An 11,032-nucleotide genomic window follows, 5' to 3' on the forward strand; every position below is an offset into this window, starting at 1 on the left:
CGGGCGAGGGGTGGTGGCGTCACACGGTCCGGGTCAGCCGGCCGGGCCGCCGCGGAAGGCGTCGACGACGCGCGCGTCGAAGTTGACCAGCGACCAGTCCCGGCGGTTCTCGATCACGGCGTACCCGTGGGTGATCCGGCCGGTCTCCGTCTGCACCAGGCGCCCGTCGCGCACGACGTAGCAGTCCATGCGCGAGGTGTAGGTGAAGTCCTTGAAGATGTCCTCCACCGTGTAGACCGTGTACAGGTCCTCCTCCATCAGTGCCTCGTCCAGGATCTGGACGCGCGAGTGCGGGACGACGGGGATCCACCGGCGGTCGTCCAGCAGCGTCTTGATGGAGATGCCGCGGTCGGCGAGGAACAGGTCGACGACCTCCTCCATCTGCCGCAGGTAGCCGGACATCTGGAGGCGCTCGGTGAAGTGGCAGTAGGGGTAGGGGATGCGCCACTTCCAGCCGAAGGCGTTCTCGCCCTGGGTGAGCTGGGCGAGAACCGGGTCGTCGGCCGCGCTCGTGCCGCGCCCCTGGGCGAGCGAGGTGTTCTGCGCGGTGGTGACGGCGGCACCCTCGCCGGCCGGGGCACCGAGGTGGGCGCCGAGCCGGGGCACCACGAACCGGCCGAGCTCCGCGGGCACCTCGGGGGCGCTGTCCAGGTAGCCGTCCGGGCGCAGCGACACCTTGACCTTGGAGGTGACGGCCTTGACCGGCTCGCCGTTCCGCTCGACGGTCAGCGTCACCCGGAAGCCGAGGACACCGTCGGCGTCCTTGGTGTCGGGCACCACCTCGGCCCGCGCGGTGTCGTCCATGTGGAAGGCGTGGAGGATACGGGTGTCCAGGTCCACGATGTCCAGCCCGAGGGCGTACTGCTCGAACAGCGAACGGGCGGCCAGGCCGGAGGTGCGGAAGTGGTCGAGCACCGCTTCCTCGACCATGTAGTTGACGTGCTTGAAGCCGATCCAGGTGCAGATGTTGGAGCCCTCGTAGCGGGGGCGGACCGTCACGGCGGCGGTCTCGTTCAGCAGCGCCTTCACGGCCTGCGGCAGTGCGAGGTCAGGGGTTGCGTTCATCAGTGGTACTCCAGGGCTGAGAGAGGGACGTCCGGGTGGGCCGGTGCGTCCGTGTCGTGGATGAAGGCGTTGACCAGGTCCGCGAAGTCCTCGGTCCGTTCGGTCATGGCGAAGTGGCCGGTGCCGCCCAGGATGTGTACGGCGGCGTCGGGCAGGGCCCGGCCGAGGGCTTCGGCGTCCCGGGGGTAGGCCGAGAAGTCGTCACCGCCGCCGATCAGCAGGAACGGCATCCGCATGCGCGAGGTCCGCAGCGCCGGGGTGGCCAGGTAGCTGTCGAAGAAGCGCATCCACCCGTAGCAGCCGACCCGGTCACGGACCTTGAGGGCCATGCGGTGGCGTACGTCCTGCGGCAGCCGGCCGCCGGAACGCACCCGCACCCCGTCTTCCAGGATCCGGTCGAAGTCGTTGAGGTAGTAGGAGATCGCCTCCCAGTCGAAGTCGTCCTCCGTACTCCGGTAGAAGGGGGAGGCCAGGACGACCCCGCGCGGCGGCCGCCAGGAACCGGCCGGCTCCGCACCGCGGGTGTCGAGCAGGCTCAGCAGGGCGTTGGCACCGAAGGAGTGGGCCACCACCACGTCGGGGCCGCCCGGCACCGCGTCGACCGCCTCCCCGGCCCACTCGGCCGGGGTGCGCCGCCACCAGCCGGGGACACCGGCCCCGCGCCACGGCAGGTCGGCGGTCCACACCTCGCAGGCGGGGGCCACCCGCTCCACCACGCCGTTCCAGGTGGTGGAGCTGCTCGCCAGCCCGTGCAGCAGCAGCACACGCGTCGGCCCAGCCCCCTGGCCCGCCCTGGCGCGGGCCACGACGACGGGCGCCTCCGGGCCGCTGGTGTCCGCGGGGCTGCCCGTCATCGGGCGCCCGCGGCGTGCACCAGCATCCCGGCGACCGCGTCGCAGGAGTCGTCGCCGCTGGTGAGCAGCGCCGCCTCCGGGCCGCCCGGGGTGAGCAGACCGACCGCGGCGGCGCACTGGGCGACGCCCAGGGCCCCCGACGCACGGCCGATCCCCAGGCTGAGGTCGTGCCGCACCAGCGTCCCCGTACCGGGCACCGCGCGTCCCTCGTCGAACCCCTCCGGGGTGAACCAGAGGCCCGGACCGCCCTCGCGCGGGGCGTCGTCGCCGGCGGTGTCCCGCGTGGAGCCGTCCCCGCCGAGCAGCGCCGACACGCACGCCACGACCGACTCGTGGCGGCCGTACGCGCCGAGCCCCGCGAGGGGGGTGACGCCCCGTTCCCCGGCGGACTCCGTGCTCTCCAGCACCAGCGCCACCGCTCCGTCGAGCTGCCGCCCGGACGGCCGGCCGGTCAGCTCGTGCGTGATCTCGTTGTGCGTCTCGACGCCGATGACGAGGGTCCTCGCGACCCGCCCCGACCTGATCAGACGGGCACCCCACCACAGGGCGTCCAGCCCGCTGGTGGCCCCGTTGCACAGCATCATGTTCGGGCCGCGCAGACCGAACCGGATGGCGACCGAGGACGCCACCACGTTACTGGAGGCGTTGGGCAGGTCCATGGGGCTGATGCGCTCCACGGACTCCTCCCCGATCTGCGCGGAGATCCGGCAGACGGTGTCCAGGTTGCCCAGGTTCGAGCTGGCGACGACGGCCGTCGTCGTACCGTGGGCGCAGCTCTCCCCGTCCTCGGGGACGAGCCGGGCGTCACGCAGCGCGTCACGTGCCGCGACCAGGGCGAGCTGCGTGGCCCTGTCCTTGTAGCGCAGGCCCTTGCGCCCGATGCGGTCCGCCGGCACGACCGGTTCGCCGTCCGGCACGGGGGACACCAGTGCCGCCGCGTCCGCCACCCCGGGCAGGGCCAGGCCGACACCCGTGATCTGTACTGTCTGCCGCGTCATCGGCCCGTCCCTTCCACGATGGCCACCGCGTTGACTCCGCCGAACCCGAAGGCGTCGACCTGCGCCAGACGCATCCCGGGCTCGGTCCTGGCCTCGTCGCGGACGAACCGGAACCCCGCGGCCTCCGGTACGGGCTCCCGCAGCCCGACCGTGGCCGGCACCCGTCCGGTGGCCAGGCTGCGCAGGGCGACGATGAGGCTGAGCAGCCCCGAACCCCCCGAGGTGTGCCCGGTCATGGACTTGACCGCGGTCATCAGCGGGGCCTGGACGTCGCCGCCGAACGCCGCCGCGACGGCCTCGGCCTCCGCCTCGTCGTTGAGCAGCGTGCCCGTGCCGTGCAGCATCACCAGGTCGATGTCGGCCGGCTTGACCCCGGCCCGGTCGTGGGCGTCCCGGATGGCCTCGGTGATCCCCGACGCGGCCGGAGCCGTGACGTGGTGCGCGTCGCAGTTCATGCTGACGGCGCGCAGCTTGCCCAGAGCGCTCCCCGGGGTTACGGCGGACTCGCGGCGCAGCACCACCGCCGCAGCCCCCTCGCCCATCAGGACGCCGCGCCGCTCCCGGTCGAAGGGCTGCACCCGGCGGGGCGCCTCCATGTGGACGCGGTCGAGAAGGCCGTACATGCTCTCGGTGAGCGTGTCGACGCCCGCCACCACGACCGTGTCGCACTCGCCCGCCTCCAGCAGGTCCGCGCCGAGCGCGAGCGTGTGCAGCGACGCGGAGCAGGCGTTGGAGAAGGTGTGGGTGCTCAGCGCGCCGAAACGTTCCCGCAGGGCGGTGCCGAAGTGCAGCCGCTCCACACCGAATCCGGTGCCGTCGCGCCGGGCGAGCTCGGCCGAGCGCAGCTCGCGCAGCCCGGTGCCGACGAGAACGGGCACGTCCCGCAGGTCCTCGCCCAGACCGGCCTGGGCGACCGCCTCCTCCACGACCCGCACCAGCCATCCGGTGGCGCGGTACGGCACGTCCCGGCCCGCTCCGGGCCGGTCGTCGATCTCGTAGGCGTGCTTCGTCCGGTAATTCGTCGCGTCGAAGCCCCGCAGCTCGGCGAGTCCGCTGCGGCCGGCGCACAGGGCGTCGAACACCTCGTCCACGCCGTCGCCGACGGCGGCCGTCGCCCCGGCTCCCGTCACCATCGTGCTCATGACGGAACCCCCGCGCTCGTGCGGCCGGTCTCCACTACTTCCCCCCGTACTTGCCGTAGATCACGACGGAGTTGTTGCCGCCGAACGCGAGCCCGTTGTTCTGCACCACACGCAGATCGGCGTCGACCGCCTGGTTCGGGACGCAGTCGAGGGCGCACTCCGGGTCCGTCTCGACGTGGTTGATCGTCGGCGGAATGAACCCCTCGGTGAGGGCGAGCGCGCAGGCGATGGAGGCCAGTGCACTGGCGGCCCCCATGCTGTGGCCGATCATCGACTTGATCGACACGGTGCGCGGCGTCCGATCGCCGAACACCTGGCGGATGGCGGCGGCCTCGGTCACGTCGTTGGCCTTGGTGCCGGTGCCGTGGGCGGAGATGAAGTCGACCTCGGACGGCTTGACGCCGGCGTCGTCCAGGGCCAGCTGCATGCAGCGCGCCACACTGTCCTGGTTGGGCGCCACCGGGTGGTAGGCGTCGCAGTTCAGGCCGTACCCGAGGACCTCCGCGTAGATACGGGCCCCACGGGCCAGCGCGGACTCCAGGGTCTCCATCAGCAGCACACCGGCGCCCTCACCGGTGAGGATGCCCTGCCGGTTCTTGTCGAAGGGCTGGCACCGCTCGGGGGCGATCGTCCCCAGCCGGTAGAAACCGGTGAACGTCTTCCGGCAGAGTGCGTCGGCGCCCCCGCACAGGGCGTAGTCGACGTCTCCGGCGCGGATCGCGTCGTAGCCGTAGCCGATGGCGTAGTTGCCGGCCGCGCAGGCCGTGGGAAGGGTGACCGCCTCCACGCGACGCAGCCCGAGTTCGTGGGCCACGGCGGCGGACAGCCGCCCGGCCGGCACCCGGCGGGCGACGCCCGCGTCCATGTGCTGGGGGCCCCGGCGCACCTCGGTCTCCACGAGCTGGTCCAGGTCCCTGGACTCACCGTCGGTGGTACCGATCGACGTCAGGCAGCGGCTCCGCCGCAGCTCGTCGTCGTCCAGCCCCGCATCGTCCACGGCCATCCTTGCCGCGGACACCGAGAACTGGCTGGCCCGGCCCAGGCTGTCCGGGTCGAGCCGGCGAATCCACCGGCCGGAGTCGAAATCCGCGATCTCGCAGCCGATCGCGTGCTCGTATCCCGTTGTGTCGAAAGCCGTGATGGGTTTGGCCGCACTGCGCCCCGAACGAAGCCCCGGAAGGAACTCGCCGACCCCGACACCGATGCTGGAGACGGCTCCGAGTCCTGTGATGACGACCCTGCGGGCCGATGCGTCGAGCATGGTCTCCCCGTTTTCTTGACTACCAGCCGGCGGCGTCGGAAACGACTGCGTAGACACCCTTCAGGTTGACCATGCGTCCAAGCTCGGACTGGTCGATGACGATGCTGAAGTTCTTCTCCAGCGAGGCGAGGATCTCAATGGCGCGCAAGGAGTCGGCGTTGTGCTCCTCCTTGAAAAGGCTTTCCTCCGTCACCTCTTCCGGCTCAAGCTCCAGAATGTCGCAGACAATTTCCCGGATCTGCTCCTGGCGTTCCGCAGTCACGGTGGACATGCCTTTACCTCCGTTATTCATCCGCCTTCTAACACCCGTAACCCTAGGAGTGGCCACAGCCCTACTCAAGGAAATGACCTGAAACTGCCACGGGCTTCCGCCGTTAAAGCCTCATTCACCGGCAGGCACCGGAAACTGCCACCACCGCACCGCTTTCCCACGGGGAACGGCCGTTTTATGTCATCCCGGAACCGTTCCGCATGCAGGCAGGTGCACAAAAAATCCTCCGCCCCTGCCGGGCAGGGAACGGAGGAAGGTGCGACGGACCGCCGGCACGGAAGGCAAGGCGTCCGCGGGTACGGGCGTCCGGGCGGTACCGGGGCCCGGACGCGATGGGGGTCAGTCGCCGGTCACGGGGTCCTTCGCGAGTGCGGGGTCCTTCGCGGACGCGGCACCGGCGTCCTGCGCGGGGACGGTGCCCGGGGACTCTGCGGGCAGGGCTCCCGGCTCCTTCTCGGGCACGGTGTCATGACCGCGGGAGAACGTGAACAGGATGACGACGGCGCCGAGCGCGGTCACCACGGCCCCGATGACGGTCGTCACGTGCATGGCACCCAGGAAGCTGGTGTCCGCCGCCGCGACGAGGTCCCGCAGACCCGTCTGCCCCGCGACGTGCCGGGCCCCCTCCGCGGACCCCCTGGCGGCCTCGGCCGCCTCGGCCGGCAGCCCGGTCAGGCTCGGGGCGATCCGGTCGCGGTAGCTGCTCACCAGGACGGTCCCCAGGACCGCCACCCCGAGCACCCCGCCGATCTGCCGCATGGAGTTGTTGACGGCGGAGCCCGCCCCGGTGCGGTCCGACGGCAGGGCCGCCATGACGACCTCGGTCGTGGGGGCGACGCAGCCGCCGAGGCCGAGTCCCTGGACGACGAGCAGCACCCAGAACCAGTACAGCGGGGTGTTCTCGTCGAAGAAGACGTAACAGAGGAAGGTGGCGGCGGCCGTCAGCATCCCCACCGCCACGACACGGCGCGCGTCCCAACGTTTGACCAGGGCCGCCGACACGGGAGCGCCGAGCAGCACGCCCAGGGCCACCGGTGCGAGGGTGAGCCCGGCCTCGAACGGTGTCTGCCCGCGCGGGCCCTGGAGGTAGAAGGTCGCATAGTACTGGGAGCCGGTGAGGCCGAAGAAGGTCAGCATCACCGCGACGCTGGCTCCGGTGAACCGGGCGCTGCGGAAAAGACGCACGTCGAAACTCGGGTTGGGCGCCCGCAGTTCGACGAAGACGAAAAGCGCCAGGAGCACGAGACCGCCGATGACGACACCGAGGATGTTCCACTGGAGCCATTCGTTGCGGTGACCGCCCTCGATGATTCCGTAGACCACGGCGAAAATGCCCAGGGTCGACAGGGCCACACCCAGCGGGTCGAACTTCTGCCGGTCCCGGGGCCCGGCCGCAGGCAGGAAGACCACCGCCCCCACGACGGAGACGAGCACCAGCGGCACGTTGACCAGGAAGACGGAGCCCCACCAGAAGTTCTCCAGCAGCGCCCCGCTGATCAGCGGGCCCGCGGCGATCGCCAGCCCGCTGCAGCCCGACCAGATCGCGATGGCCTTGGCCCGGTGCCGGGCGTCGAAGACCTCCGCGATGAGCGAGAGCGTCGCGGGCATGATCAGGGCGCTGCCGATCCCCATCGCCCCGCGGGCGACGACCAGTTCGGTCGGCGATCCCGACCATGCCGCCCACACCGAGCAGAGGCCGAAGACCGCCATGCCGATGAGCAGGACGCGCCGCTGGCCGTAGCGGTCGGCGAGGACACCGCCGGTGAACAAGAGCACGGCGAAGACGAGCGTGTAGGAGCTGATGCTCCACTGCAGCTCGCTGGGGCTGGCCCCCAGCCCCTTGTCCGGGTCCGCCAGGGTCTTGAGGGCGACGTTGAGGATGGTGTTGTCCAGCCAGACGGCCAACTGGGCGAGGACGAGGACGGAGAGCGCCAGCCACTGGCGGGCCGTCGGGCGCTGTTCACCCACGCCGACGGGTGGACCGGGCGCGGCGGACTGAGTCGTCACAGGACATGTTCCTCACGGGTCGCAGGTGCGCAGCTCCGCGATCGGACCGAGCGGCCGGCGGCCGGCAGGCGTTCCTCCTGACCGGAATATGGCACTTCGCCTTCCCTGCGGGCAAGATCGCGCAATTCTGAGCGATTCTGCGGAACTCGCGAGTACGGAAACAACCCGTTCCCGGATTTCTGGCAAGTTGCTGCCATTCCCGGTGCCTGACAACCAGAAGTGGCTGAATACAGGCTTGCTTTGGGCAACAGACCCCACAAAAAGCCACGTCGTGCCGTCATCTCGCACGACCGCGCAGCGATAATTCAGCCGAAATGCATACGGCACCGAATCGCCGGTACCCCTGGTGCGACCATCCCTGCCCGTCGTAGAGGAGCGTCGCGCAGCACATACCGCCCGACGAAGGGAGGCCGCGCCCCGGAGGCTCGCACACCGCCGGGAGCCCCGCAGCCCTGGCCGCTTCCCCCCTCCCACGCCCACCGGACCGCGCCCCCCGCCCGGCGCCGGACCCCGTACGCACCACCCCCGTCCCGGCCCTTCCACCCCTCCGCGCGCCCGGATCCGCGCCCGTGGCCTCTTCATGCCGAAATACAAGAAGCGGGTCACCGGCTGCCCCTCGGAAAACAAGCCGGAATAATTGAGTCCGGTGACAATAGCGCCGCCGACAACAAGCCGGAACATACCGTTCCGCAACCGTCGGCAAACCGCGGACGCCTATCCGAACCGATGGAGACAAAGACCGACGAGGGGAACATCAAAGCGCTTCACATATCAACACTCAATTACCGAGGAGTAAGCCTGGGGCGCGTGGTAGCGTCGGCCGAAATGGGCCGTTCCACCCACCGAGGCGAACCCTCGGCAGCACCAGGACAATGTGTACAGTCGGCGGCCGGTACCGACGCCTTGGTGCGGTCATAGACGAACAGCGGGGGGTAATTCCTATTGAAAATTCAACATGGTTCCATAGTTGACTTCCCGGCAAGCAGCCAACTCCGAAAAGCGTCTCCTGATAAGAAATCCCTTTACGAAGCCGACGGGTCCCCCCACCCGCAGGACGGGTCGCCCGCTTCCGTCCGGGCGGCCGCGCTGGCCTCCTCGCTCCGCTGGATGACACGCCTGTTCCTCGCGGCGGAGCGCGACGTCGTCTGGTGCCTGCCCGGCACGGTCACGGCCTCACCCGCGTCCGACACCGCCCACCGCATGGGCGCCGTCAGCAGGACCGTCGCCCAGCTGATCTCCCACGGTGTGGCGGTCACCCTGGTGTGCGGACCGGAGACCCTCGACGACGAACAGGTCGCGAAGCAGCTGGAGTCCCTGAAGCCCCAGGCGATCATCGAACGGCCGGTGAACCGGAGCCTGGGCATCGTGGACCGGGAGATGGTGGTGATACGGCACACCGACGCCGAGACCACCGGCGCCTCCAAGGGCATGGTCATCCACGACCCCACCGTGGCCGACACCCTGCACCACCTGCTGACCAGCACGGCCCGCCCCAAGGCGCCGCCGGCGTACTTCGGCACCACCTCGGACGCGGCCCGCCGCCGGAACACCATCCGCGTCCTGGAGCTGATGATGAAGGGCTACACGGACGACGCGGCCGCCAAGGAGGCAGGGATGTCGGTGCGCACATACCGGCGCCACGTGGCCTCGCTGATGAGCGAGCTGGGGGCCAACTCCCGCTTCCAGGCCGGAGTCCTCGCCGCCCACTCCGGCCTGCTCCGGACCCGCCGGGCTTCCCGCCCCTGACAGCGCCACCGAAAGAAGCCTGGGCCGGACCACCTCCGGTCCGGGCTTCTGCCCGTACACGCGGAGGCGGGGCGCTCGGCGCACAGCCGGAGGACGCCGCGGGGTGGAGGCAGCACACGTCGACCACGAGCTTGCCCGAGGACACCACCGCCTCGGCGCTGCGTGCGCCATGGTTGAAGCAGACCAGCAGCAAGAGCCGCACAAGTACAGCGCTCGAACTGCGCGCATTCAACCATGGGCACCGGAGCATTTGATCAATCTGCTGGGGACGTTGGGCGGTACAGGGAGCCGGCGTCACAGGGAGCTTCAATCCGGCGAGACGACGTCCCAGGTGCCGAATCGTGTCAGGCCGGCTGATTCGGCTGCCGCCACCGAGGCATGGTTGTCGAGCTGGCAGCGGTACTGAGGTTCGTGTTTCCGTGCGAGGGCGTGCCGGGAGATCGCCCGTACGAGACGCCGGGCGTGGCCCTTGCCCCGGTAGGGCGGGAGTGTCAGCACGCCGAGGTCGGCCAGTGGAGCATCGTTCCACGGGTACATGCTCGCCACGCACACCAGCCGTCCGTCGTCGAAGGCGCCGTATACGGCCCAGTGATCCAGTTCGACCGATGTGTCGTCGAGGTCCTGTTCCGACGCGGCTTCCTGGAACTGCTGGAATGCCCGGGCATCCGTCTTGGTGAGCGGGCGGATGGAGGGGGCGTCCGGTTCGCCGAGCAGCATGTCCCGGTCCTTGTCGGTGAAGTAGAACAGGTTGTCGGCTCCGTGCAGCGAGATGCCGGACTTCTCCAGGCGTTGGCGGAAGCCCGCTTCGTCGACCGGCCGTCCTTCTTCCAGTGCCATGGTCGCGGCGATGGTCGGGGTGAGCAGTACGCGTGTCCTTCCGTCAGTCGTCGTGAGAATGGTGAGTCGTTCGTCCTCCTCCAGGGCGGCATCGGCGGTGACGCTGAGATTTTCGCCGCTGTAGAGGAGTCGGCTTGTCGGGGACGGGCTCAGCCAGAAGTCGGTGATGGCGGAAGGGAACACGTCTGGGACTTTCTGCTCGTCGTGGTCGGGTGGTGGCTGGGCGATGCCGTGGACGATCGTGCGGCCGGACCCGCCCGGGGTTCAGTAGCGTTTGACGAGACTGACCGAGCGTGCGGCGACGGTGAATCCAAGGCTCTGATACAGACCAAGGGCGCCGGTGGGGTTCTCGGCGTCAACGTCGCGATGCCTTCGCCGCGGCAGTCCGGCCACGGTTCCATCGAGGTCCACCCAGATGATCGTCACCTGGCTCGCCGGGGCCGAGCCGTAGGAGACAGCCCGAAATGGGCGGAGTCCAGGACAGTGATGTGCCGTGCCGCTCACTGAGGATCCTCTCTCGGTGTTGGCTGCGTGCTTGGGAAGTGCTGTGGCGGCGGGCCGACGGGAGAACGGTGTTCTACCCGGCCCCTGAACAGCGCCAGTATTGCCGGCAGCACCCCGGCGACCAGGAACTCCGCGCTGCCCATCGCGAACAGGCAGAAGGCGAGCAGATAGACGCCGAACGGCAGCCTCCCGTGCGTGGCCTGCACCCGCGGTCCGGCCTGTTCGGTTCCGGTGCTTACCGGCCATCGCCCTCGGCCCGCAGGATCGAGGTGAGCTTTTTCTCCAGGACGTGCTTGGGCGCCGCACCGACCCACGAGCCCGCGGGCCGACCGCCCGCGTAGACGACG

General features: G+C 70.0%; 10 protein-coding genes. 1 reads left to right on the top strand and 9 read right to left on the bottom strand.

Going from position 1 to position 11,032, the window contains the following annotated elements; genetic code table 11:
• Window positions 1–33 precede the first annotated feature (33 nt).
• From ACIHCL_RS29845 to ACIHCL_RS29875, 7 genes are all read right to left on the bottom strand, one after another.
• A complete protein-coding gene (locus ACIHCL_RS29845; protein ID WP_399866748.1) occupies window positions 34–1,065 on the bottom strand; it encodes a hypothetical protein in 1,032 nt (343 codons plus the stop codon).
• Window positions 1,065–1,919: an alpha/beta fold hydrolase gene (locus ACIHCL_RS29850; RefSeq protein ID WP_399866749.1), complete on the bottom strand. Its 855-nt coding sequence runs from the start codon at window positions 1,917–1,919 to the stop codon at window positions 1,065–1,067. The genes ACIHCL_RS29845 and ACIHCL_RS29850 overlap by 1 nt, the downstream gene beginning before the upstream one ends.
• Window positions 1,916–2,917, bottom strand: a complete 1,002-nt coding sequence (locus ACIHCL_RS29855; protein WP_399866751.1) for a beta-ketoacyl synthase N-terminal-like domain-containing protein — start codon at window positions 2,915–2,917, stop codon at window positions 1,916–1,918. The genes ACIHCL_RS29850 and ACIHCL_RS29855 overlap by 4 nt, the downstream gene beginning before the upstream one ends.
• Window positions 2,914–4,059 (bottom strand): beta-ketoacyl synthase N-terminal-like domain-containing protein, encoded by a 1,146-nt coding sequence (locus ACIHCL_RS29860; protein WP_399866753.1) that lies wholly within the window; start codon window positions 4,057–4,059, stop codon window positions 2,914–2,916. The genes ACIHCL_RS29855 and ACIHCL_RS29860 overlap by 4 nt, the downstream gene beginning before the upstream one ends.
• 34 nt (window positions 4,060–4,093) lie before the next feature.
• Window positions 4,094–5,320, bottom strand: a complete 1,227-nt coding sequence (locus ACIHCL_RS29865; protein ID WP_399866755.1) for a beta-ketoacyl-[acyl-carrier-protein] synthase family protein — start codon at window positions 5,318–5,320, stop codon at window positions 4,094–4,096.
• A 19-nt stretch (window positions 5,321–5,339) separates the two neighbouring features.
• Window positions 5,340–5,591 (bottom strand): acyl carrier protein, encoded by a 252-nt coding sequence (locus tag ACIHCL_RS29870; RefSeq protein ID WP_399866756.1) that lies wholly within the window; start codon window positions 5,589–5,591, stop codon window positions 5,340–5,342.
• Between the two features lie 339 nt (window positions 5,592–5,930).
• Window positions 5,931–7,598: an MFS transporter gene (locus ACIHCL_RS29875; RefSeq protein ID WP_399866758.1), complete on the bottom strand. Its 1,668-nt coding sequence runs from the start codon at window positions 7,596–7,598 to the stop codon at window positions 5,931–5,933.
• A gap of 1,107 nt (window positions 7,599–8,705) precedes the next feature.
• Here ACIHCL_RS29875 and ACIHCL_RS29880 point away from each other — a divergent pair.
• Window positions 8,706–9,344, top strand: coding sequence for a response regulator transcription factor (locus ACIHCL_RS29880; RefSeq protein WP_399866760.1), 639 nt, complete (start codon window positions 8,706–8,708; stop codon window positions 9,342–9,344).
• A 306-nt stretch (window positions 9,345–9,650) separates the two neighbouring features.
• Here ACIHCL_RS29880 and ACIHCL_RS29885 read toward each other — a convergent pair whose 3' ends face one another.
• Together ACIHCL_RS29885 and ACIHCL_RS29890 are read right to left on the bottom strand one after the other, a co-directional pair.
• The gene (locus ACIHCL_RS29885; RefSeq protein WP_399866762.1) at window positions 9,651–10,364 is read right to left on the bottom strand and encodes a GNAT family N-acetyltransferase; all 714 of its coding nucleotides are present in this window, start codon (window positions 10,362–10,364) and stop codon (window positions 9,651–9,653) included.
• Window positions 10,365–10,445: 81 nt separating this feature from the next.
• Window positions 10,446–10,607 (bottom strand): hypothetical protein, encoded by a 162-nt coding sequence (locus tag ACIHCL_RS29890; RefSeq protein WP_399866763.1) that lies wholly within the window; start codon window positions 10,605–10,607, stop codon window positions 10,446–10,448.
• Window positions 10,608–11,032 lie beyond the last annotated feature (425 nt).

Source organism: Streptomyces sp. NPDC052042 (assembly GCF_044548345.1).
In the GTDB taxonomy this organism is placed as follows: Bacteria; Actinomycetota; Actinomycetes; order Streptomycetales; family Streptomycetaceae; genus Streptomyces.

What these genes read in the sequence shown, in the direction of transcription:
- ACIHCL_RS29845 (WP_399866748.1), bottom strand. Translation starts at nt 1,065, where the DNA reads ATGAACGCAACCCCTGACCTCGCACTGCCGCAGGCCGTGAAGGCGCTG.
- ACIHCL_RS29850 (WP_399866749.1), bottom strand. Translation starts at nt 1,919, where the DNA reads ATGACGGGCAGCCCCGCGGACACCAGCGGCCCGGAGGCGCCCGTCGTC.
- ACIHCL_RS29855 (WP_399866751.1), bottom strand. Translation starts at nt 2,917, where the DNA reads ATGACGCGGCAGACAGTACAGATCACGGGTGTCGGCCTGGCCCTGCCC.
- ACIHCL_RS29860 (WP_399866753.1), bottom strand. Translation starts at nt 4,059, where the DNA reads ATGAGCACGATGGTGACGGGAGCCGGGGCGACGGCCGCCGTCGGCGAC.
- ACIHCL_RS29865 (WP_399866755.1), bottom strand. Translation starts at nt 5,320, where the DNA reads ATGCTCGACGCATCGGCCCGCAGGGTCGTCATCACAGGACTCGGAGCC.
- ACIHCL_RS29870 (WP_399866756.1), bottom strand. Translation starts at nt 5,591, where the DNA reads ATGTCCACCGTGACTGCGGAACGCCAGGAGCAGATCCGGGAAATTGTC.
- ACIHCL_RS29880 (WP_399866760.1), top strand. Translation starts at nt 8,706, where the DNA reads ATGACACGCCTGTTCCTCGCGGCGGAGCGCGACGTCGTCTGGTGCCTG.